Genomic DNA, 25,403 nt, shown 5'->3' on the forward strand with positions numbered 1-25,403 from the left:
TCTATTCATCCTTTGAATTTAATATTTGAACTATATCTTCTTGTGTTTTAGCATTAAGTAATTGTGTCTTAAAATTATTTTCTCTTATGTATCTTGAAATTTTAGCTAACAATATTAAATATTCTTGTGATAATTCATTTGGTGATAAAAACATGAAAAATATGTTAACTGGTTTTCCATCTACAGCTTCATATTCAATTGGTTCTTTTGAAATACCGACTGTCATAATCAATTCACTAACACCTGTTGATTTTGCATGTGGTATAGCAAAACCTTCACCTATACCTGTACTTCCAAGTTTTTCTCTTTCTAATAAATCTTCATAGCATTTTTCCTTGTTTGTAACTTCTTTACAATTTTCTAATTTTTCAAACAATTCTTTTAAAATAGCTTTTTTATCTTTTGACTTTAAATCTAAGTCTATACTTTGTACCTTTAAATATTCACTAATTTTTTTCATATATACTCCTTTTTATTATTTTATTATAGTCTATTTCTATATCAAAATATGCTGATAAATATCTTTCAAATATCTTAACTTTTTCTCTAGCTACACTAATATTTTTAATTATACTATCATCATATATTCCTAAATCTAAACAAAGTCTTTTTAAAAATCTATATAAGAATTTATCTTGATATTCTTGATTCAAAAAGAATTTATTATCTACTTCATTCAAAAATTTATATATTTTTTTTATATCATCATACAAATCTTTTTCACATTGTGTATATTCAAGAACTTTGTCGAGTACATAAACTATATATATAGATATTTGAACTTTTTCAATACTAGAATAAATTTTTGAAAAATTCTCAAGCAAATAAAAATCTTTTAAAATGCTATTTATCCCCTTCTTATTTATTTCAAAAGAAATATAATTTGTTGGATTAAGAGCATATAACTCTTTTTTTTTGCTTTTTCTTATCCCATAAGCTAAACAGGTTACTTTTCCATATTCTTTTGAAAATATACTAACAAATATATTATCTTCATTATAGAATTTTCTTTTTAAGACTATTGCTTCGTCTTTTAATATGTCCATAAAAATTCCACATGATCTTTTCCACTAACTATTGTTATTTTTCTAGGCTTTTCATTTACATATTCAAAATTTACAGTATAAGTTTTTGTACTTATTTTTTCAATTTTACCATTTTTAACATAATAAGTTTTATTATTCTTTGTGCAACTTTTATTTATTTTTTTCATTTCATTTAACATTTTAAATAAATCATTGTCTGAATTAGATATACTTTGTTCTACTGTTTGTTTTAACTTAGGAAAATATATATATTTTTTACCATTTTTGTATGTATATATTTCACCTTTATTCGTATTAGGAAATTCAACCTTTACTTCTATAAAATTAGGACTATATTTTAAAAGATAAACTTTTTCTCTATTTCCACTTATTTCATGTATTCTTGCATTAAATGATGTACTTAAAAAATTAGAAAAACTTATAATTGAAAAAAATAAAATTAATAAATATTTTTTCATTATTTTTTACCCCCTTTTACTATTAATACTATTTTTATTTTTGAATAATTATAATTTGGTCTAAATATTAACTCCCTTGTTTGTTTAAATAAATCCCTATTTTTAACATAATATGCTCCAATATTTATATCTTTCAAAATGGTATCACTTATTCCTGAAGTTTTAATAGAAAACATATTATTTTTATCTATATCTATTTCTTTATTATAGTTTTTCACAGAAAAAGTACCATTTCCATTTCCTCTTAAAATAACGGGATCTTCATCATTTATTATAGCACTTATCTTTAAATCTCTGTTTGTTAAAAGACTAACTTCAGAATATGTATTTTCCAATTTTGTAATCTTACCTATCATAGTTCCATCATATATTACAACTTGATTTAATGCAAGTCCATCATTTCTACCCTTAGAGATATATATAAGCCCTTCATCTTTATAATCCGCCAATATTACTTCAGCAATTTCAGTATCAAATGGCAAATTTTCTTTTAAATTCAGTGTGTTTCTTAATTGATTATTTTCTTCTTTTAACATTTCCATTTGATTCAAATTCAATTCAGCCCTTTGATAATTTTCTTGAAGTTTTTTATAATCTTCAATATATTTATCAGAATTTGAAACTATGTCAATTTTTTGCTTAAAATTTATAGCATCCTTATACATGCTTCTTTTATATTTTACAAAATTGAAATTAACTTTTTCTACTATAATAGTATATCCATTTACTATTTTTTTTCTTATAAAGAAGAAAATAATAATAACTATTACTAATATTATTATTTTTTTCCTATTTTTCTTTTTATATCTATTTCCCATTATTTCACTCTTTCGTTGTTTTATTAATTATTATACCATATTTTAACTAGATATTAAAGAAATTAAATATTTGACATTTTTCTTAATTTCTGCTATTATCTAAGCACAAAGACAAAAAAAATAACTTAAAAGAGAAAGTGTGTCTAGGGTTCATTAGACCGAGCGACACAGGTGCAAAATATTGCATTACACCTAAAGGATAAAAGCCTAGGAGGTAGGTTTCACTTGGAGCCTACCTTCTAGGCTTTGTATTTTTTGTGAACAAGTTTCCTTTTAAGTTATTTTTTTAAAAATGATCTTGAGGAGGATTATTTATGAGAACATTTTTAGAAAATTTCTTTAAACTTAAAGAAAATTCATCTTCTGTTAAAATTGAAATTTTAGCAGGTATTACAACTTTTATGACAATGGCTTACATTTTAATTGTAAATCCAACTATTTTATCTGAAACTGGTATGGATAAGGGAGCAGTATTTACTGCTACAGCTATTTCAGCATTTATTGCAACTGTAATTATGGCTTTAACTGCAAATTATCCTTTTGCACTTGCACCAGGTATGGGGCTTAATGCATACTTTGCATATACTATAGTTCTTGGTAAAGGTTTAAGTTGGCAATTTGCTTTAACTGCAGTTTTAATTGAAGGTATTATATTTATAATATTAACTTTTTCAAATATTCGTGAAAAAATTGTAAATGCCATTCCTTTATCACTAAAAAATGCTGTTAGTGCTGGTATTGGACTATTCATAGCCTTCATAGGTTTATTCCAATCTGGTTTAGTTACAGTTGGTAAAGGTATACCTTTAACTTTAGGAAATTTAACAAGTGCTGAAGCTTTACTTACTATCTTTGGAATCTTCATTACACTTTTCTTAATGATTAAAAAAATACCAGGTGGTATCTTACTTGGTATGCTTATTACTACACTAATTGCAATTCCTTTACATGTTGCAAAAGTTCCTAGTCACATAATCGGTCTACCTTCTAGTATAGAACCAGTATTTTTCAAATTTGATTTTAAAAATATTTTTACATTTAACATGTTAGTTGCTGTATTTGCATTTTTATTCGTTGATTTATTTGATACAGTTGGAACTTTAGTAGGAGTTGCTTCTAAAGCTGACATGCTAAATGAAAAAGGAGAACTTCCAAGAGCAAGACAAGCATTATTTTCAGACGCTATTGGTACTACTGTAGGTTCTATTCTTGGTACTTCAACAGTTACAACTTTTGTTGAAAGTGCTACAGGAGTTGCTGAAGGTGGTAGAACTGGATTAACTGCTCTTGTTACAGCTATTTTATTCTTAGTATCATTAATATTTGAACCAATTTTTTCTATAATACCTTCTTGTGCAACAGCATCAGCACTTATAGTAGTTGGTTTATTTATGATAAGTAATGTTGTTAAAATTGATTTTAATGACTTTACAGAAGGTTTACCTGCTTTCCTTGCAATTATTATGATGCCTTTATCATATTCTATTGCAAATGGTATTGTATTTGGTATAATCTCATATACTGTTATAAAATTCATAACTGGAAAAGGAAAACAAGTTTCACTTGTAATGTATATATTAGCAATAATATTTGTACTTAGATATATTGTAGAAGCATTTATATAATTAAAAAAGCGATTATGAATAAAAATCATAATCGCTTTTTTTTATTTGATATTTATATAAATCATCTTTCCAAATTTATCATCTACAATATTTACATTATATACTTTATTATCTCCAATAGTTTTTCTTATTACATCAAATATTGTTTCTCCATCTATGACACCATCATAAAATATTTTAAATTCTCTTTGTTTAGAAATTTTTTCTTTTAATGCTTTTTTTAAATCTTCAATATTTTCTATTAAACCTTCGCCATTTGTATATTTAATTTTTGACCTAGGATAATCTTTATATGCTTTTTCAAAATTTTCACTAGGTTTTTTTCTACTTTTAGCAATGAAACTATCACTTCTTAAAAAATATATATAATTAAATTCGGAATTTTCAATAGGATCATCCCAAGTTACATCAACATTATACCAAACTCCGTCTACTTTGACCTTATTCCAAGAATGATCTTTATTACTTAATATTCTCACTTCTAAATTTGCTTTTCTACACATTTCATAAAATAAATTAGAATATGCATCACATACTCCACCTTTACCTATTAGAATACTAAGCCATGTATAAACATTATACTCTTTTGAACTAGTTATGTATTCTGCTTTATTTGCAATATAATCATGTATAAGTTTTACTTTTTCATAATCTGTCATTCCGTCTTTTATATTTTCTTTTATCCAGTCGTTTAATTTTTTCATCCCTCTAATATATTGTTGTTTTGTAACTTCATATTTCATACTTAATTTTACTTCTGTTTTATTTTCATATGATGTAGTAAGCACACTAGATAAATATGCTAAATTTTCCATACAATTTTTAGATAAAATTTCATTAACTTCACTTCTTATTTTTTCATGTGAAAGAGAAGCTTCATCTTCATATTCAATATTTTCTTTAAAATTAAGTATATTTTCATTTAATTTTACTTGAGCAACTTGATACATCTTTTTTTCCCTCACTATTAAATAACATTAAAAATAATAAGGCTGTTTGAGGCCAAAAAATAGTATAATCTGCTAGACCATGTATAAGTACCAACACTAATAATAATAATCTTTTTTTATTTAATCTTATATGTCTTAATACATAAATTACATAAATCAAACCTAAAATACCAAAACTTAGTATAAACTCAATTAAAATATTATGTGTATGCGGATATACATGCTTTGAGTATTCGTAAAAATATGTTGGTCCATGTCCAAAATATATACCAGTCTTTATAGCTTTTATTCCTAATTGATATATCCACAATCGTAAGTCAAGATAGGTACTAATAGTATCAGATCTAACGAAGGGTAGTATTCCCTTATATACCAAATAAAAATATATTAAAGCTATTACAATAGAACTTATTCCTAATGTCCTATTTTTGAAAAATATACTAAGAGTATATGTAATAACCAAAGCAATTACTGCAAATCTAGAACCTGTTAATATTAGTGCTATTATAAATACCACTAAATATTTTCTATCATATTTTTTAAAACTATATGCTAATATTAATAAAGCTAAATAAGCTCCATAATAATTTGGATTAAAAAAACTATAAATTCCTGCTCTATGATTTAATAACAATGAAAAAATTATTTCAATTAAGCCCATTATAGCCGAGTATTTAACTATCACAGAAAAATTTAACAAATTACTAATATCACTTAGATAAAAAAATACTATCAGTGCTATATTAGTTGCAATTCCAAGATAATTTTTGTAACATACACATACTAGTATATTTAAAAGGAATAATATATATATAGATTTAAATTTTAAATTATATCTTTTATATAAAGAATAAGCCACTATTACTAACATTATGGCCATTGAAGCTATATATGAAACACCTAGTAATATTGATAGACAGAATAAAAGCCAAACTAATACTTTATCTTCCTGTACTTCCAAAGCCACCTTCACCTCTTAATGTTTCTGATAATTCCTCAACTTCAATAAATTCTTCTTGAATATATGGCATAAATATTATTTGTGCTATTCTTTCTCCATGTTTTATTTCTTTAATTTCATTTGTTTGATTATATAAAGGAACCATAATTTCTCCCCTATAATCACTATCTATAACTCCAACTTTATTAGCTGGTGCTAAACCTTTTTTTGTAGCTAAACCACTTCTTGCAAAAACCAAACCTACTAAAGTTTCTTTAATTTCCATACAAATTCCTGTATGAATTAATTTTGTTTCAAATGGTTTTATAATAATTGTTTCATCGCAACAAGCATATAAGTCTGCTCCTGCTGAAAACTTAGTACCATAAGTAGGTGTAATTGCCTTTTTATTTATTTTTTTTATTTTCATTAATTTTCCCTCATTAGTAAAGTTTTTAATAATACCTTATTATCAAATGCTAAACCTGCACCAACAACAACTGATTCCAATGGTTTATCTGCTATTTTTACAGGAACTTTTGTTCTTTCTTCTATATATTTATCCAAATTTTTTATTAATGCTCCTCCACCTGTTAATACTATACCATTATCTAATATATCTGCTGCTAATTCAGGTGGGCATTTACTTAGCACTTCTTTAACACTATCTACCATAGATTCAATTGTTCTACCTATAGCTTCTTGCACTTGATTAGCAGTTATTTCAAGCACATATGGTGTATTCGTAGTTAAAGATCTACCCCTTATTGGTAAAACAGCATTTTTATCTTCTGGAACTTTAATAGCTGTTGCCAATTCTTTTTTTATCTTTTCAGCAGTTCTATCACCAATAACCAAGTTTAAATTTGTCTTAACATATCTTATAATATCTTGATCTAAAGTATTACCTGCCATTTTTATTGATTTGCTCACAACTATTTCATTAAGTGATAATATCGCTATATCGGTAGAACCTCCACCTATATCTATAACCATACTTCCCATAGGTAGGGAAATATTGACGCCAGAACCTATTATAGCTGCTCTTCCTTCTTCTATAAGGTATATTCTTTTTGCACCACTTACAGATTCAAATAAAGCTCTTTTATCTACTGTATTAACTTCAATTGGAATACAAATCATTATATCTGGTTTGAATATAGAAACACCATAAACCTTTTTCATAAATTCAGTCAACATATCTCTTGCAGAATTATCATCAGAAATTACACCATCTTTCAATGGCTTAATAACTTTTATTACATCGGGATTTTTACCTAGCATTTCTCTTGCTTCTTTTCCAACTGCAATTATTTTATTAGTCTTTTTATCTCTAACAATTACAGATGGCTCATTTAAGACAATTTTTTTTCTTTGTCTATCATAAATTAAAACATTTGAAGTTCCCAAATCTATTGCTAATTTTTTACTAACTCTAAAAAAATTGAAAAATCTATCTAATATCATAATTTTTCCTCTATATGCTTAATAATTCTTTTTCTTTTTTAGCTAATATTTCATCAATTAAACCAACATATTTATCTGTTAATTTTTGAACTTTAGTTTCCGCATTTTTTAATTCATCTTCTGTTATTTCACTATTTTTTTCAAATTTTTTCAATTGAGTATTTGCATCTTTTCTAATATTTCTAATAGCTACTTTTCCATCTTCTGAATCTTTTTTTACTATTTTTACATATTCTTTTCTTCTATCTTCTGTTAATTCTGGTAAAACTAATCTAATAACTCTTCCATCATTTGAAGGTGTAAATCCTAAATTAGCTTTTAATATTTCTTTTTCTATAATTGGTATTAAAGATTTGTCCCAAGGATCTATCACAATAAGTCTGCTTTCAGGTGTTGAAATTGTTCCAACTTGATTTAAAGGTGTCATTTGTCCAAAATAATCAACTTTAACACCATCTATCATTGAAACATTTGCTCTTCCTGCTCTAACATGTGAAAATTTAACCTTAGTCGCTTCTACAGCTTTTAACATCTTATCTTCAGTTTCTAATAAAAGATTCTCTATCATATTTCCTCCTATTTATTTTACTATAGTACCTATTTTTTCACCCTTAACTAATTTCAACATATTTCCTTCTGATAAGGCATCGAAAACAATTATAGGCATATTATTTTCTTTACACAATGAAAGGGCTGTTGCATCCATAACCTTTAAATTTTTTACAATTGCTTCTTCATAACTAACTTCTTCGTATTTTTTAGCATCGCTATATTTTAAAGGATCTTTATCATATATTCCGTCAACCTTTGTTCCCTTTGCTAAAATATCTGCATGTATTTCAATTGCCCTTATTGCACCACCTGAATCTGTTGTGAAATATGGCATACCTGTACCGGCTGAAAAAATTACAATTCTTCCTTTTTCTAAATGTCTAATTGCTCTTCTTCTTATATATGGTTCTGCAATTTCTGGCATACTAATAGATGTCAATACTCTAGTTGGAACTCCTAAACTTTCTATAAAATTTTGAAGTGCCAAACCATTCATAATTGTTGCTAACATACCCATAGTATCTCCAGTTGCTCTATCAACTCCATATTTTTCTCCTGATAATCCTCTAAAAATATTTCCACCACCTATTACAATGGCAACTTGAACAGAATTATCATGCAATTCCTTAATTTGTTTTGCAAAACTTAGTAATACTTCTTCATCAAAGCCAAAATTTTTTTTACCTGCTAAAGCTTCTCCACTCAATTTTAGCAATATTCTTCTATATTTCATAATTACCTCTTTTAAAAAAAGGAGTTTAAGAAAACTCCTTTATATAACCTGTTATTTTCCTGCAATTTGTGCAGCTACTTCTGCAGCGAAATCTTCTTCTTTCTTTTCTATACCTTCACCAACTTTGTATCTTACATATGCAACAACATCAACTGGTTTTAAAAATTCAGAAACAGTTTTTTTATCATCTCTAACATATTTTTGTTGTTTTAGACAATTTTCTTCATAGTATTTTCCAATTTTTCCAGATATTATTCTTTCAAGCATTTCAGGCTTTACTACCTTACCTTTTGCTTTTGATTCTTCAGCAAATTGAATTCTTAATACTTCTTCTTCTCTTTTCAAGTCTTCTGAACTTACTTGTTCTTTAGATAAGAATTTAGGATCCATTGCAGCAACATGCATTGCAACTCCTCTTACCTTTTCAATATTTTCTTCAGTAGCTTCTCCCTTTGCCTTAACTAAAACACCGATTTTTCCACCCATATGTATATAGTCAACAACAAAAGTATCACAACAACCTTTTAATACTTCAAATCTTCTTAAATTTAAATTTTCACCTATTTTTGCAATTAATTCTGTTAATTGAGCTTCAACAGTCTTTCCACCAAATTCTAATTTTTTAAGTTCTTCTACTGTTGTAATTTCTGTATCTAATGCTCTTTCTGTTAAAATGTTACCAAATTCTTTGAAATCTACATTTTTTGCAACAAAATCAGTTTCTGAATTGAATTCTAATATAACTGCTTTTTTATGATCTTCAGTTACTCTAGCAAATACTAAACCTTCTGCTGCTACTCTTCCTGATTTCTTTGCAGCTTTTGAAATTCCCTTTTCTCTTAACCAATCTATTGCTTTTTCTATATTTCCTTCATTTTCAGTTAAAGCTTTTTTACAATCAAGCATTCCTGCTCCTGTTCTTTCTCTAAGTTCTTTAACTAAACTTGCCTTTATTTCCATTACATTTCCTCCATAACTTCATCTTCTGAAAGAGTTGTAGTTTCTTCTTTTACTTCTTCTGTTTCTTCAAGAGTTTCTGTACCTTCAGCTCCTCCTTGTCCTTCTATAACTGCATTTGCAATTACTGAAGCAAATAAGGCAACTGATCTTATAGCATCATCATTTGCTGGTATTTTGTAAGTTACTAAGTCTGGATCTACATTAGTATCTATTAATGCTATTACTGGTATTCCTAATTTTGCAGCTTCTTGTAATGCTAAGAATTCTTTTTTAATGTCAACTACAAATAAAGCAGCTGGTAATTTTGACATACCCTTTATTCCACCAACATTTTTTTCAAGTTTTGCTAATTCTTTTCTTAATAAGCTTGCTTCTTTCTTAGTATATGCTGTGTCAAGTTCTCCACTTGCATCCATTTCTTCTAATTCATTTAATCTTTTAACTCTTGATTTGATAGTTTGTAGATTAGTTAAAAGTCCACCTAACCATCTTTGATTTACATAGAAACCACCACATCTTAATGCTTCATCTTTTACAGCATCTTGTGCTTGTTTCTTAGTTCCAACAAATAAAACTTTACCACCTTCACTTGCGATTTCTCTTACAAAATCATAAGCCTTTTCTGTCATTGTTAAAGTTTGTTTTAAATCTAAAATGTGTATACCATTTCTTTCTGCGTAGATATATGGTTTCATTTTAGGATTCCATCTCTTTGCTTGATGCCCAAAGTGTGCACCTGCTTCTAATAATTGTGTCATGCTTATTACAGCCATTTTCTTCCTCCTATTTGGTTTTTTTAGTATCTAAACTCAGTGCAAAACTTATAGTCACCAAACACCAATCTATTTAGACACCTTTTTAGATATATTCTAGCATAAGCTTAAGGTTTTTGTCAATTAAAATAAAGCCTAGCTTTCATTAAAATGAAAGCTAAGCTATTATTATTTTAATATCTTTTTTATATATGTTTCATATATCATAGGTAACGAAGCCCCCAATAAGAACATTACTAAACAAATTAATTTTTTATTATATCTACTTTTTATTCTATAATTTGTTATTGTTATAATAGAACTTTGATCTTCTTTTATTTGCTTATAACTTACTAATTTTGAAATTGTTGAATCTGCTAAAGCATCTCTATATTCCATTATATTTGTTTTAGTATTAAGTTCATTATACTGTCTTGTTAAATTATTAACCATTTCTGTAAAATATTTAGTTTTCCAAGATAAAATATATTCATTTGCTAATTTTGCATATTCTTTTGAAAATGCTATAGCATCAATTTTATCCTTTGTTTGAAATGTTAATTTAACTGTTGAATCTTCTCCAGGTTTTTCAACTAAAAGAGCCTTTGTTAAACTATATTCATCTGTTTTATTAAATAGCTTATTTATTAATTTTGAGCTATCTTTTAAATAATCTAAATAATTCAAAGAACTCAATATATATTTTGCGTCCTCATTCATTTCTTTTAAATATTTATCATTAACATACATTGTAGTTTCAACTTTGTATCCACCAATAATTTTTAATACTCCAAAGCTTAGTATAGCAAATACAAACCCTATAAGAGCAGATAAAAATATCTTTTTTATATTCTTATTATTCAATTCCATTTACTACTTCCAATACTACTTTTTCAAAAGTTTCCAATTTATTTTGTGCTACACTTTCTGATTTATCATTTACATATAGATAATATTTAATCTTAGGTTCTGTTCCAGAAGGTCTTAATGTATACCAGCTTCCATCTTCATAAGTTACCTTAAATGCATTTGTTTTTTCACAATTTGTAGGTTCTTCTTTTGAATTTTGTAAGTTTGTAACAATTCCTTCTAAGTAATCAGTAGTTTCTACTGCTTTAACTCCACTTATTTCTTTTGGATATAATTTTCTAAATTCTTTCATCATTCTAGCTATTCTCTTTTGTCCTTCTTCTCCTTCAAGAACTATTGAAATACCTTTTTCTTTATAATATCCAAATTCTTTAAATAAATCTTCTAATACAGTGTATAAAGTTTTACCTTGTTTTTTATAATATGCAGCCATTTCAGCAAACATAACAGCTGATGTAACACCATCTTTATCTCTTACAAAAGTTCCAACATTATATCCAACACTTTCTTCATATCCTAAAACATAAGTCTTTTCTTTTGTAACAGCATATCTATTAGATAATTCACAGATATTCTTAAATCCAGTTAAAACATTTATTAATTCTACACCATATTTTTCACAAATAGGTCTTCCCATTTCTCCTGTTACTATTGATTTAACTATTACAGGATTTTTAGGCATAAGTCCTTTTTCACTCATAGTTGACAATAGATAATTAATCAATAAAACTCCTGCTTGGTTTCCATTTATTGGAATAATTTTACCTTCATGTACAACTTCTATAGCTAATCTATCTGAATCTGGATCTGTTGCTATTATAATATCTCCTTTTACTTTTTCGCATAATTTATTAGCATATTCAAAAACTTCAACAAATTCTGGATTTGGATAAGCTATAGTTGGGAAATGTCCATCAGGATTTTCTTGTTCTTTTACAACAAATACATTTTCATAACCTTTTTCAGCTAGAACTGTTCTAACAGCCTTATATCCTGCACCATTTAAAGGAGTATAAACTATTCTTAGTGATTTATCTATTTCAGAATCTGCCCTCAATGATTGTTCTTTTACTTTTTCATAATATGCTCTATCTACTTTCTCACCTATTATAGTTAATTTACCACTTTTAACTGCTTCATCAAAGCTTAATGTTTTATAATCTTTGAAAAGATCTATATGAGCCATTTTATCTAATACACGATTTGCTATTTTGTCTTTTATTTGAGAACCTTCTGTCCAATATACCTTATAACCATTATATATCTTTGGATTATGTGAAGCTGTAATATTAACTCCTGAAGTACATTTTAAATATCTAACAGCAAATGATAATTCAGGTGTAGGTCTTAAATTTTCAAATAGATATGTTTTAATTCCTGCACTTGCCATTATTAAAGCCGCTTCTCTTGCAAATTCTGGAGACATTATTCTACAGTCATGTGCAAAAACTATTCCTTTTTCCATAGCTTCTTTACCTTCTTCAATTATGACTTCTGCTAAGGCTTTTGTAGCTCTTGCTATAACTAATCTATTCATTCTATTAGTACCAGCTCCTAATTTTCCTCTCAAACCAGCTGTTCCAAATTTCAATTCTTGATAAAATCTATCTTTAATTTCATCTTTATCATTTTTAATTTCTTCTAATTGTTCTTTTAGATCCTTATCAAGATCTTTATAGTTAAGCCACTCCTCATATTTTTTCATAAATTCTTCCATTTTATTTTCCCTCCTATTTTATCTAACTATAACTATTACTGGTTCTTTTGGGGTTCTATGTCCATTTTTGTTTATATAACTTACTCCAACCCATTCATACAACTTTTTCATAACTTCATCATGATTTCTAACACATTTATGCGATAAAGGATAAGTCCCAAGTTTTGTTTGTGTATATGCTATTCTACTACTTCTATTTTCCTTTGGTTCATACAATGAAGGTATTCCATGTATATATGCTCCACCTGAGAAACGAATTGCTCTTTTAGCATCACCTATTATTTTTGTTGTGTCTATATCTGAAGTGTAAGTCATAACTGGTTTACTAATAGCTACCAAAAAGTTACCATAAGGTGTTTCAAAGCCATATTTACTATTTTTCCCAGTGGTTACAAAACCTGCTGATAAAATTATATATTTATTTGTTTTAGGATCTTTTTCAAAAACAAATTGATTTTGATTTTTTCTATCAACATAAATAAATTTTCTAACTTCTCCTAGGCTAATTTTTTTTAAATTAGCTGCATATTTTTTTGATAATAGTAATTTAGGGTACTTATCAACTATAATATTATAGTCTTTTTCATTACTAGAAACAAGTGCTAAAATTGTTCTATCTTGCAAATTAAAAATTTGTTTTTTATCGCTAGTATACGATATTATACTTTGATTTCCAGAATTTCCAAATTTATCTTTTTTAGTATTTTTTTGTAAATTAAGAGGTCTATAACAATCAACAACTCTTAAATTATCTTTAAATTTTTCTAAAAATTTTGTTATTTCTTCTGCCTCATTTATACCATTTTCAAAGCAAAACTTTCTTTGTATGGCACTTTTCTTTAAAATATATCCAATTTTATTTTTATATTTTATTTCATACCATAATTTACCATTATTTTCACACAAGGCTAATAATTCCACCTTAGAATTAACAGGGATTTTAAAAATATTTTTTGCTTTTTCAGAAGCTTTAACCTTGGCATAAACACTTTTTTGGACGACAACATAATTATCTGATTTTGAAGCATATTTAGCATATGCTTCAGAAAAAACTACATTTTCTATATCGCTATTTGCATATTTTTCAACATAATTTGAAAAAGATACAAAGGATATGAAAAATAAAATAAAAATTTTTTTCATTTTATATATCTACAGAAACTAATAGAGATTCTCCAACTTCTTTATTCATTGTTACTCCATATAGTTTATCTGCTCCTTTCATAGTTTCTTTATTATGAGTTATCATAATAAATTGCGAATATGTAAATTTTTTGAGTAATTCTACTAATTTCTTAGTATTGCTTTCATCAAGAGCCGCTTCTACTTCATCAAAAAAAGTAAAAGGTGCAGGTTTAAACATAAAAATTGAAATTATAAAGGCTACTGCCAACATTGATTTTTCCCCACCAGATAAAAGACTAAGTGTTTGTTCTGGTTTATTTTTATATTTAACACTTAACTCAAGTCCAGTTTCAATCAAATTTTCTTCATCTTGTATTTTTAACTTACCCCTTGCTCCATGCAATAATTCCTTACACATATATTCAAAATTTTTGCCTATTTCTTTAACACTTTCAGAAAATTTTTCTATTATATCTATATTTATATCTGATATTAATTTTTCAATTGTTTCTTTTGCTCTCAAAAGATCAAACTTTTCATTTTTCAAAGTTTCAAGTCTTTTATTTTCTTCTTCATATTCCTTTATTGCAGATAAATTAACATCCCCTAATTCTTGAAGACTTTTTTCATTAAGATTTACCTGTCTTTCAAAAAGCTTAACCTGTTGCAGATCTATATTTTCTTTGTAATTTTCTGCTTTCTTTATTTCGGCTTCATCTGCTAGCAATTCTTTTTTCTTAGTATCAATCTTTTCTAATTCTTGTTCCAGTCTTTCAACTTTTTCTTCAATATTAGTAGAAATATTGCTTAATTTATTTCTTTCTATTTCAGACTTAGTTTTTTCTTCAATTAATTCCTTATATTCTTTTGATAATTGCATATTATATTTAGTTAAATGACTAATTTCATCTTTTGAAATTATAGTTTCTTTTTGTATATTACCAATATTAAACTTAATATTTTCTATTTCTTCATTTATAGAATTATAATTCTCATCCTTTTTTTCTATAAAATTTTCTAAGCTTAAATATTCTTCTTCAAGTTGCTTAGAATTTTGCATATTATTCTTATATACCTTGTCTATATTACTATATTTTTCTTTTTGCACTGCTAATTCTATTCTAAGTCTTGAAATTTCTTCTTCATTTTCTTCTTCATTATTTAAATTATCTAAACTTTTTTTAGCTTCTTCTTCTTTTTCATTATTTTCAATAATATCTATATTTATTTGTTTGATAATTTCTTTGTTAGATAAAATATCTTCTTTTTTAGTTCTTACAAATTCTTCATTTTCATTTATTTCATAAGTATATGTTTGTAATTCTCTTTCTAGGTTCTTTTTCTTATGTAAATACTCATCTAATTCTACTTTATTTTGATTTAATTGGCGTTTTATATTTTCAATTTCTTTCAATAGTTCTTTATAGTTCTCAACTTTACTATTTAAATTTTTATTTGTAATTTCTAGGTCTTCCTTTATTTTTTTTAGTTGAGTCGTTCTTTTTAATGTTTCATCAATTTTCTTTGTTACATAACCTCCAGTAATTCTTCCTGTTGATGAAATAACATCTCCTGCTATACTAACTATTTTTTCACGCTTAATTTTTGATATTTTCAAACCTTCTTCAATATTATCTACTATTATTGAATTTGCAAAAATATAATCTATTACAGAAGAAATCTTTTCTATTCCACTTTTATTTCTTACTAATTTTCTTGCATAGTTATATCCATCATCAACTAAATTTCTTTTAATTAATGATTTAATTGGTAAAAATGAAGCTGTTCCAACTTTATTTGCTTTTAATAATTTAATATATTTATTTGCAACTTCACTATCTTCTACCACTATATCATTTAAACTATATCCAGCTATAGTTGTAATTGCTAAGTGATATTTTTCTTCAACATCTAGCATATTCACTAAAGGTCCATAAACTTTTTCATCATTTTTTGAATACTTTTGTATGAATTGCACAGAATTATTTAATAATTTGAAATTTTTAATATTACTATCTAAAACTTCATATTTAGTAAGTAAATTTTCATAATTAGCTTTTAATATATTCTTTTCCTTAACTAATTTTTCTTCCTCAGATTGTTTATTTTTCAACTCAATTTGAAGCTCATTATATTTTTTCTCTAAATCTATATCTTTATCTATTTCAACTTTTTTATGTAAAGCTTCTTCTTTTTCTTTTTTTACTTGTTTTAATTTATCTTCAGCCGATTTTATTCTTTTTATAGCATCATCTATAGACATCTCAAGTCTTAATTTATCAACTTCAAATTTTTTATTTCTTTCTTCGCATTTTTTTAATGTTTTTTCTAAATTTTCTTTTTTTATTTTTTTATCTTTTAAAAGCTTTTCATACTCTTTTAAGTCTTTTTCAGAAGAATTTATTAAAGTTGATATTTGTTTAAGTTCTGACTTATTTTCTTCAACTATAGCTCCAATTTCAGAAATCTTAATCTTAAGTTTTTCCTTATTTTCTTCTTTATTCTTAACTTCAGCTTCAAAGTTAGCCTTTTTATTTATATAAGCCCTATACTTTTCATTAAGTTCTTCTAATTGTTCAGAATTTTTATTATTTTTACTTAAATATTCTTCTAATTGCTTATCTACTTGCTCTTTATTCTCACTATTTTCTTTTATTTTTTCAGTATATACCTCTAATTTTTCACTTAATTCTTCTATATTATTTTTTAATTTTGTTTGTTCTCCATTTAAATTTTCTTTTTCAGAAGAATATGTGTTAATATAGTAAGAATATATCATATATTTCATAATATTTATTTGTTTAATATATGCTTTATACTTTCTGGCTTGTTTTGATTGACTTTCTAATTCTTCTACTCTTTTTTCTAGATCTTCTTCGACAAACTCAATTTTTTCGACTTCATTTTCAACAGAAATTAACTTCTTAAATGCTTCTTCCTTTTCTATCTTTGCTTTTTTTATACCGGCTGCTTCATCTATAATATTTCTAAGTTCTGTTGAAGAAGAAGATATTATTCTGTCTACTTTACCTTGACCAATTACTGAGTATGCCTGTTTACCTATACCAGTGTCCATCAACATATTATTAATATCTTTCAGTCTGGTTTTTTTTCCATTTAAAATATATTGATTTTCACCACTTCTATTTATACTTCTTGTAATTACAAGCTCATCATTGTCATAATCTATATATCTATCCTCATTATCTATATAAAGACTTACAGAAGCATTACTTCTTGCCTTTTTATTCTTACCACCAGAAAAAATTACATCTTGACTATCTTTTGCTCTAATAGACTTATAGCTTTGTTCACCTAACACCCATAAAACTGCATCCAAAATATTACTTTTACCACTTCCATTTGGTCCAACTATAGCTGTTAATCCCTTTGTAAAATCTATATTAACTTTTTCTGAAAAGGATTTAAAGCCATTAATTTCTATACCTTTTAGATACATCCTAAACTCCTAGCATATTCTTCTAAGCCTTCTTGTATTGAATATTTTGCTTCAAAACTTGTTTTACTTTTTAATAAAGCATTTGATAATCTACTATCTCTAATATCTCCCACTCTTTTTTCTCTATGTATTGCAGACTTTTTATAACCAAACGCTTTTTTCATTGCTAAAAATAAGTCATTTATACTAATTTTCCCATTATTTGATACATTAAAAATTTCATTTTCTACATTTTCTATTCCAACCAAATAATTTGCATTTGCAACATCTTTTACATAAATAAAATCTCTTGTTTGTTCTCCATCACCATCAATATATATATCACGATTAGCTTGCATTGCAGAACTAAATATTGCAACAACTCCAGCTTCTCCTTCGCTTGATTGTCTTGGACCAAAAACATTAGAATATCTTAAAATTACATATGGTAGTTTATATAAGTCATGATATAGCTTTACATATTTTTCACTTGTTAATTTTGTAAGTCCATAAAATGATAGTGCTTGCAAATCATCTGTTTCATAAGATACTGAGCTTTTAGGCACTCCATATACTGCTGCTGATGAAGCAGTTATAAATTTTTTTACTTTAACCTCAACACAACAATTCAATACATTTATTAAACCTAATAAGTTTATATCTGCATCTGTATATGGGTCTTTTATAGAATAACCAACACTAATTTGTGCAGCTTCATTGTACACTAAATCTGGTTTTTCATCTTTGAATATTTTTATTAAAGCTTTATCTCTTATATCAAATTTATAAAACTTTACATTTTTTAATCCCTTTATATTATCTAGTGTTCCAGAACTTAAGTTATCTACAACAACAACTTCATGTCCTTCTTTTGAAAATTTTTCTACTATATGTGAACCTATAAAACCGGCTCCCCCTGTTATTAGTATTTTCATTTTCATCCCTCTTTCTTTGATAATTATATATGCTATTATATCATTTTATTCAATTTTTATCTATAAATAAAAGAAGATGCAAAAGCATCTCCTTTTTTCTTTAAAATTGTACAGCAACTTTAAGAGTTGCAAGTCCTGTATTTAATCCTGTACCAAGTTCAATAACAGCATTCTTATATTTTGCTCCAATTCCAAAACCGATAACTGGTTTTACAATATAAGGTTTAAATTTATATGGTGAAATATATACATCATCATAATTAATAAGTACTTTTTCTTTTTCCAACTTCTTAACTACATCTGCTAATTGATTATTAGTAATTGATAAACCTAATTTTGTATTAAATAAAACTGATACATCCTTTGTAATTCCATACTCAATTTCAGCTATACCATAAGTTTTTACACCATAGATACTACTTGAGTTCAATAATTCAAACACTCTTCTTTTTGCATTGAAATTATTATAAATAATTGTAAATTGCTTATAAAATTTCTTATCCTTTTCGCTAAGTTTTTCAAGTTGTTCATTTTGTTCCTTAGTTAATTTCTTATATTCTTCATTATATGCCTCATATTCTTTACCAGCTTTATTGGCATCAATTCTTAATTTATCTTGTATATCTTGCAATTTACTCAATTCCGCCTTGTATTTCTTTATTTCTTCATCAGGATTTTTAGCAATAGCAAGATCTTGTTTAATTTTTTCTAATGTTCTTTCATAATCTTTAAGGTCATATTCCTCGTCGGAAATACGATCTAATTTTTCTTTAACAGTATCATATACTTTAATAATTTCTTCAAATTTTTCCCCTTTAAAAGCTGGAATATCGTACCTATTAAGCATCAATAAAATTAAGAGTTGTTTGCTAGTTTTTTTAATAACTTTTATAACTTCTTCTTTTTTATTAACAAAAAATAAAGTTTCATTAATTTCTTTGTTTATTTTCGAAATATTATCTCTTTTTTTTGTAATACTTTCTTCGAATTCTTTTATTCCTTCATTAATTTCATTTATAGTGCCTTCTTTATCTTTTTCAACTTTAGCTTTTATTTTTTCTGCATTGTTGACATTAGCATTTGCTGTATTAATGGATGCTTGCATATTATTTGCAAGAGCTGTCTTACTAACTTTTTCATTACTAGCATCAATAACAGAAATTGCCTTATCGGCTTTTTTATCAAAGATTTCATCAAAACCTTTTTCCATTTCTTCATATTTTTCTTTTTCTTGTTTGCTATTATTGAAAGATTTACTTTCATTTTTTCCTAATGAAATATTATCTTGTATCGGCTTTGTTACTACACCTGTTACACCCATACCAACATTTAATTTTATTTTTTTGAAATTTAATGGATATGTTACATCAAAATTAATTCCTGTTGTTATCGCATTACTTTTATAATCACCTTTTATAATATTACCCAAACCTACTTTTGTAAAATCTTCATGCTTTATAGTTATACTATCATATCCTGTAGATATTCCAACTTGTATATTTACTGGTAATTTTTTTGCCATAGTTGTTACACTCATAAGTGCAGCTAGGCTTATTAATATTTTTTTCATATTTTTCCCCCTATTAAAATTCAAATTTAACTCCAGCACTTACTCCATGTGTTTTAAGATTCTTTCCTTGATATGACACATTTATTTCAATATTATCTTTTGCCTTAGCTCTTAAATCAACACCGTATTTTACATAATTATCTTCTAATTTCAATCCTTCAATTTCATTTTGGAAATTATATTCCTTTAAATCTGCCTTTAATTTCAATGTTGGATTTGTTAAATATTTAGTATATGACATAAATCCACCTAAATTAAATGTTTCAGACAATTGTGCTCTAACTCTAGCTCCTAATGTCATATTAGCTTTAAAATTAACTTCAGGATCACTTTCATAACCTAATTCTGTATTTTCATCAAAACCACCACGTAAATAAGTTATAAAGTTAGTTCCTACAAAAGGTTCTATTGATACATTTTTAGGTAAATTGAACTTATATCCACCTTCAAGATTAATATTAGCTACTAAATCACTTGAATTTATTTCTTTTGTTTCTTTTTCTTCTTTTGTTCCTTTGTCTATGATAACTTTGATAACCTGTTTATCAAGATAATCTATTCCTAATATTCCTGATACATATCCATTATTATAGTCAAATTTATCATAAAAACTTAAACCAAAATTATTTGCACTTGCCTTACCTTGTATATATTCTTGTTTTACACCATATTCAAGCTTAAGAGGTATTTTATAATCTTGTAAAATATTATTTGTATAATTAAAGCCTAAACCTATTGTATTATGTTTTGTTGTATAATCAAAGCCTAAATTAAATCCATTTGTAAAGATTCTCTTATCTCCTGATTCTTTACTTAATTTAAATTTAGTTTGATTTATAACATTAAAGTATACATCAAATTTATTTGCCTTACCTTTAGTAACCAATCTTTCATTTATTTTACTATTTTTTAGATCTACTAATTCATAACCTAGTAATTCTGAATTTACCATTGCCTTATTATCGATTTTTTCTTCATCTTCAATTGTAAACCATGAAGTATCATTTAATTTTACTAAATCTTTATCTTTTTTAAGTTTAGCCATTATTTTATTAACTGTTTTCATACTTTCAGGATTTACTACTTTTCTTACTAATTTAGCTTCTAACATAACATGATCTTTATCTTTATCAATATCATGTTTTTCAATTACTAAATCAACATAAGGTGTTATACTTGTTGTTCCTAATTTAACTTTATATAATTGTTTTTTGTCAAGTTTCTTTACTTCTAATATTGATTTTTCACTCTTTTGTTCTTCACCTTCTTTAAATGTTTCACCAGGTTTTAATTGTATTAAATTATTAAATATTGCAACACCTTTTTTTCTAAATATGTCAAAATCAAATAAATCTGTTTTTGATAAATCTAATTCATCAATACTTAATTTTGCAAAAGTTGCTATCTTAGTTTTAGAAGTTGAATAAGGTACATATTTTGCATTAATTCTATCTGATTCTGAATATGAGTACAATTCTCCCTTATTAGTAATATCAGCTGTTATACTAGAAGTATATGGAACATTACCATTATATATTGAGAAATATATATATTCTAAAGTTCGCATATCTAATTTTAATTTTGCATTTTCACTTACTGTTATTGGTGATGCATAACCTCCACTTAAAACTAAAGTTCCTTCTTTTACAGTTGTTGGTGCTTTAAATTCTCCAGCACCTCTTATTATTAAAGTACCATTACCTTTCTTTTCCAAACCTGAATCTACGAATAAATCTTTTTCTTTTTCATCTAAAGTATTCCAATATTTTTCAAATTTAGGTAAGAATTCATTATAGATTTGTTCTTTCTTATATCCTAATTTCATTAAAGTATCCATCAAATTCTTATTTTCTGGTGCTTTATCAAATTTATCAGATAAAACATAATCTTTATCTAAACCTGATACTAGATTCAATATTCTTGCTTCATTTAATTTTAAATTACTTTCTTTTTCTCTAGTACCTGCATAGATATATTTATTAAATCCACCATCTATTTTTAAATTTTGGAATTCATAAGTTCCATATGGTATGTCTGCAACGAAGTCCTTATCTCCTGTTTCCATAGTCAAGGCTTTAACAAATCTTCCAGGTCCTAATAGAGCCATTTCTTTATTAACAATACCCCAACCAATTACATCATCAACACCATATTTACCTACCCATTCACCGTCACTATTTTTTCTAAAGTCATCAGTAGCTGAAGTGAATATAGTTTGTTTTATTTGATGAGCTGTCATCCAAGGGAATTTAGTACCAACTTCTCCAGCTATAGCTGTAACTCTTGGTGCTGCAAAACTTGACCCTGCTATTATTGGATTTGATCCATAATAGTGATTATTTGTTATATAGTCATCATCCCGTCTTCCATTAAAATCAAAATCTTTATTATATTTCTTATCTTCTTCAGTAAATTTCTTAGTATATGCATAATTTCCTATTGCTGCTACTGACCATAATTTTGCTCTACCTGCTCTTGAGAATGAAAATACATTTCGTCTTCCATCAGGATCTTTTACTACATTTGAAATAGGTCTACCTAGTGGATCTTTTTCATAATTTTTTGGATCTCCCAAAGCTACCACATTATCTATACTTCTTATTTCAGCATTTATTTCATCTACAAAGCCTCTTGGATATTTAGAAGGATTCTTTTCTACATTCTTCTTTAATTCTTTTAAAGTTTGATAATAGTCTAACATTCCTGCTGCGAACATTTTTAATCTCATCATAAATACACCATTAGATGCATTTAATCTATATAATGGTGATATATCATCTTCTGAGAAAGTACTTGTAAGTTCTGCAGGTCCTAATCCAACTACACTTATGATATTTTTTCTATATCCTGGATCATATTTATATTCTCTACCTTCTTCTTTAGCCTTTTCTTTTTCCATTTCTTCTAAATACAATGGTCTATCAGCAAAGGTATTAGAATATTTTTTATTTGGGTCTTGATATAGAGTTTTCTTTCCATTTTCATTAAAGTGTACTAAATCAACATCTGTACTATCACTATTATTTCTACTATTAGATGCAGCAACAACGAATAGTACATCATTATTAGCATTAGTTAATTCTTGTGAAATTGAATTAAATGCATTTTTAATACTTAACATTCTCAAATCAAGTAATTTTTGGTAATCATCTAAATCTATCTTATCTCTTGAATTAAAATAATCTACCATATTAGGTATACCTAATTCTCCTGCTTCATCGTCACTATAATTTTTAAGATACATTTTATCTAATTTATGTAACCAAATTTTAACAGCTGTTCTAAAGTCTGGATTTGTATTATATGCTTCTACTGCTTTTTTCTTATCTTCAAGGCTCATATTTTTAATATCTAAATAGTCATCTATAGTTTTATCACTACCATATGACATATTAATAGCCTTAATATTTTTATTTTCTTCAAGCATTCTAGCTATATATTTACCAGAATTTCTAGTTAAGGATCCAGTATCTTTGTCACCTATTGCAACAGTTGCAAAATGTAAATCTGTATATCCTAATTTTTCAGTTTCAGGAATATTTATCATTTCTTCATATAGAGGATACATCTCATTATATTTTTCTAATAACTCTTTATTATTTTTTACCCTCATTTTTTCTATTCTTATCAATCTTCTTTTAGTACTTTCTTTTTGCTTTTCTTCTTGATCCTTTTTTTGCTCTGGTGTAAAAGAGGGTCCCCAAGGGTTTTCTTCAGGAACTTTAATTGGCTTTTCATCTTCTTTTAAAGTTTCCTCAAATTTACTATACTCTGCTACCATTTTCTTTTTAAATGCTTCATATTCTTTTGGATAGTCTTTACAGAATTTACGTGAACTTTTCTTATCAAATTTCTTTTCTTTTGCATAACTTTCAAATTGTTGTTCATATATACCTTCTTTTAAATCCTCATCTTCCAAGTTAGCTAAACGATATTGAGTATAAAGTTCTATTGATCTTACTGCTGCTTCCCTTATTTTTCCTTCTAATTTAGCTATTTTAGGTGCTGCAACCTTATTATCTTTACCTACTAACATAACTAAAATTTTCTTTAATTCTAGGAATTTTTCTTTTAATGGATTTAATTGATCGTCATAGTCTATAACACTTAATTTATGGGTAGGTGTTTCTTTAAATAAAATAGGTGTTAATAATTGTTTTTTAACAGTATCATGGCTATATAGAACTGCTCTTAATGTATATGAATTTCCTAATGAAAGTTCATCTATCATTGATCCTATAACTGTAACTCCATGTTCTCTTCTCAAACCTTTGTCCTTAGGATCAGGAGCTGGAGAACTGTCTGTTTCTTTTGGCAAGTATCTTACCATTCTTGCTTCAACTTCTGGAGAAGCATCAAAGAAAGTTCCATCAACTACACCTACTGTTGTTCCAGGAAAAGCAACATAAGCTTTTTCTTTCTTTTCAAAAATTACAACTCCATCCTTAACTATTTTTCTTACAACATCATGTTTACCAACTACATTTTTATTATTATCTAAAATTTCAGTTACAAATTGTAATTTAGTATTAGGGTCTTTTTCTTTTTCATATTTTGTAATTTTTTCTACTAATTCTGGATTAAATCCTCCAGTAACACTTTTACCATCTTCAGAAAATTTCAAAGTTTGCTTGTCTAAATTACTTAATAATTCCCCATAGTTATCTCTAAAGTCACTTAATTTTGTTCCAAAATCTACATATACTTCTTTTATACTTGATTCATCACCATTTGTATATGTTTTAACCTTAACTTTTTTTCTACCTATAACATCATCTTCATCGTGATATTTATCTGCTCCAAAGTACATAGAGTAATTAAATGGTACAATTTTACCGTCTTTATCTTTCTTGAATTCATCAGTAAATCCACCATTGTATGTTAATACTGTATGTCTAACTCTTCCATTATCAGATCCTTTTTTCAAATCTTTATATCTTACACCATCTTCTGGTTCTGGCAATTCTTTTATTTTTGCAACTTGATTTAATTGAAGATCTCGAGTTTTTCCATCATTATCTTCTAATCTAACAAATACTGCTAATTGATCTAAGAATGTTACAATTTTTTTACCATCTTTTTCTTCAACTTTGTATTTTCCTTCAACATTTTTATATTTTGTATCATCTTTATCTACAATCTTTGTTGGATTAGCTGTATACATACATAATATTTTAACTTGATCATTTATATATGCATTATCTCCAGTTATATTTATCTTTTCACCTTTGTAAAAATAGTTTCCATTATATGTGAAATCTTTTGCCTTTATCTTAGACATATCATCATAATCAGAACTTACTCTTGCTGCTATAAAATCGGTAGGCCCGTTATAAATTAAGCTGTTTGCTTCCTTTGGTTTTAACAATTCTTTATCAAGAGTTCCACAAGAAACTAATGACATTAAACCTAGCGATATTAATATACTTTTTTTAATCTTCATGTT

Annotated in this window: 20 protein-coding genes; 1 reads left to right on the plus strand and 19 read right to left on the minus strand. The window is 26.4% G+C overall.

The features are described from left to right. Position 1: 1 nt before the first annotated feature. From AWT65_RS01565 to mreC, 4 genes are read right to left on the minus strand one after another with little or no spacing between them, the layout of a single operon-like run. Entirely contained in the window at positions 2 to 460 is a 459-nt protein-coding gene (locus AWT65_RS01565) for a PTS sugar transporter subunit IIA (protein WP_066728668.1), read from the minus strand. Then, positions 447 to 1,046 (minus strand): DNA repair protein RecO, encoded by a 600-nt coding sequence (gene recO, locus AWT65_RS01570; RefSeq protein WP_066728669.1) that lies wholly within the window; start codon positions 1,044 to 1,046, stop codon positions 447 to 449. The genes AWT65_RS01565 and recO overlap by 14 nt, the downstream gene beginning before the upstream one ends. After that, positions 1,034 to 1,504, minus strand: a complete 471-nt coding sequence (locus AWT65_RS01575) for a hypothetical protein (protein ID WP_066728670.1) — start codon at positions 1,502 to 1,504, stop codon at positions 1,034 to 1,036. The genes recO and AWT65_RS01575 overlap by 13 nt, the downstream gene beginning before the upstream one ends. Further along, the gene (mreC, locus tag AWT65_RS01580) at positions 1,504 to 2,322 is read right to left on the minus strand and encodes a rod shape-determining protein MreC (RefSeq protein ID WP_066728671.1); all 819 of its coding nucleotides are present in this window, start codon (positions 2,320 to 2,322) and stop codon (positions 1,504 to 1,506) included. The genes AWT65_RS01575 and mreC overlap by 1 nt, the downstream gene beginning before the upstream one ends. A 314-nt stretch (positions 2,323 to 2,636) precedes the next feature. Between mreC and AWT65_RS01585 the strand changes: the two genes are divergently transcribed. Next, the gene (locus AWT65_RS01585; RefSeq protein WP_066728673.1) at positions 2,637 to 3,947 is read left to right on the plus strand and encodes an NCS2 family permease; all 1,311 of its coding nucleotides are present in this window, start codon (positions 2,637 to 2,639) and stop codon (positions 3,945 to 3,947) included. A gap of 41 nt (positions 3,948 to 3,988) precedes the next feature. Here the strand turns inward: AWT65_RS01585 and AWT65_RS01590 are convergent, their stop codons facing one another. The 15 genes from AWT65_RS01590 to AWT65_RS01660 form a co-directional block, all read right to left on the minus strand. Beyond that, a complete protein-coding gene (locus AWT65_RS01590) occupies positions 3,989 to 4,897 on the minus strand; it encodes a transglutaminase domain-containing protein (protein WP_066728675.1) in 909 nt (302 codons plus the stop codon). Then, positions 4,866 to 5,858 carry an O-antigen ligase family protein gene (locus tag AWT65_RS01595; protein ID WP_066728682.1) on the minus strand — a complete coding sequence of 331 codons (993 nt, stop codon included), beginning with the start codon at positions 5,856 to 5,858 and terminating at the stop codon, positions 4,866 to 4,868. The genes AWT65_RS01590 and AWT65_RS01595 overlap by 32 nt, the downstream gene beginning before the upstream one ends. Next, entirely contained in the window at positions 5,839 to 6,267 is a 429-nt protein-coding gene (gene dut, locus AWT65_RS01600; RefSeq protein ID WP_066728684.1) for a dUTP diphosphatase, read from the minus strand. The genes AWT65_RS01595 and dut overlap by 20 nt, the downstream gene beginning before the upstream one ends. Continuing rightward, the gene (mreB, locus tag AWT65_RS01605; RefSeq protein WP_066728687.1) at positions 6,267 to 7,304 is read right to left on the minus strand and encodes a rod shape-determining protein; all 1,038 of its coding nucleotides are present in this window, start codon (positions 7,302 to 7,304) and stop codon (positions 6,267 to 6,269) included. Before mreB ends, dut begins: the two co-directional genes overlap by 1 nt. Before the next feature lie 10 nt (positions 7,305 to 7,314). Beyond that, positions 7,315 to 7,872, minus strand: a complete 558-nt coding sequence (gene frr / locus AWT65_RS01610) for a ribosome recycling factor (protein ID WP_066728689.1) — start codon at positions 7,870 to 7,872, stop codon at positions 7,315 to 7,317. A 12-nt stretch (positions 7,873 to 7,884) separates the two neighbouring features. After that, the gene (gene pyrH / locus AWT65_RS01615; protein ID WP_066728694.1) at positions 7,885 to 8,589 is read right to left on the minus strand and encodes a UMP kinase; all 705 of its coding nucleotides are present in this window, start codon (positions 8,587 to 8,589) and stop codon (positions 7,885 to 7,887) included. A gap of 51 nt (positions 8,590 to 8,640) precedes the next feature. Further along, positions 8,641 to 9,549 (minus strand): translation elongation factor Ts, encoded by a 909-nt coding sequence (gene tsf, locus AWT65_RS01620; protein WP_066728695.1) that lies wholly within the window; start codon positions 9,547 to 9,549, stop codon positions 8,641 to 8,643. Beyond that, entirely contained in the window at positions 9,549 to 10,322 is a 774-nt protein-coding gene (rpsB, locus tag AWT65_RS01625) for a 30S ribosomal protein S2 (protein WP_066728696.1), read from the minus strand. Before rpsB ends, tsf begins: the two co-directional genes overlap by 1 nt. Before the next feature lie 168 nt (positions 10,323 to 10,490). After that, positions 10,491 to 11,171: a hypothetical protein gene (locus tag AWT65_RS01630; RefSeq protein WP_066728697.1), complete on the minus strand. Its 681-nt coding sequence runs from the start codon at positions 11,169 to 11,171 to the stop codon at positions 10,491 to 10,493. Then, a complete protein-coding gene (locus tag AWT65_RS01635) occupies positions 11,158 to 12,888 on the minus strand; it encodes a phospho-sugar mutase (protein ID WP_066728699.1) in 1,731 nt (576 codons plus the stop codon). The genes AWT65_RS01630 and AWT65_RS01635 overlap by 14 nt, the downstream gene beginning before the upstream one ends. A gap of 18 nt (positions 12,889 to 12,906) precedes the next feature. Further along, positions 12,907 to 14,031 carry a L,D-transpeptidase gene (locus AWT65_RS01640; RefSeq protein WP_066728701.1) on the minus strand — a complete coding sequence of 375 codons (1,125 nt, stop codon included), beginning with the start codon at positions 14,029 to 14,031 and terminating at the stop codon, positions 12,907 to 12,909. A 1-nt stretch (position 14,032) separates the two neighbouring features. Further along, positions 14,033 to 17,473, minus strand: a complete 3,441-nt coding sequence (smc, locus tag AWT65_RS01645; protein ID WP_066728703.1) for a chromosome segregation protein SMC — start codon at positions 17,471 to 17,473, stop codon at positions 14,033 to 14,035. Continuing rightward, positions 17,464 to 18,387 (minus strand): NAD-dependent epimerase/dehydratase family protein, encoded by a 924-nt coding sequence (locus AWT65_RS01650; RefSeq protein WP_066728705.1) that lies wholly within the window; start codon positions 18,385 to 18,387, stop codon positions 17,464 to 17,466. Before AWT65_RS01650 ends, smc begins: the two co-directional genes overlap by 10 nt. A gap of 100 nt (positions 18,388 to 18,487) precedes the next feature. Continuing rightward, positions 18,488 to 19,957: a coiled-coil domain-containing protein gene (locus AWT65_RS01655; protein ID WP_157055035.1), complete on the minus strand. Its 1,470-nt coding sequence runs from the start codon at positions 19,955 to 19,957 to the stop codon at positions 18,488 to 18,490. Positions 19,958 to 19,970: 13 nt separating this feature from the next. Further along, positions 19,971 to 25,400, minus strand: coding sequence for an autotransporter domain-containing protein (locus AWT65_RS01660; RefSeq protein ID WP_066728709.1), 5,430 nt, complete (start codon positions 25,398 to 25,400; stop codon positions 19,971 to 19,973). Positions 25,401 to 25,403 lie beyond the last annotated feature (3 nt).

It is taken from the genome of Sneathia sanguinegens (assembly GCF_001517935.1).
Taxonomy (GTDB): domain Bacteria; phylum Fusobacteriota; class Fusobacteriia; order Fusobacteriales; family Leptotrichiaceae; genus Sneathia; species Sneathia sanguinegens.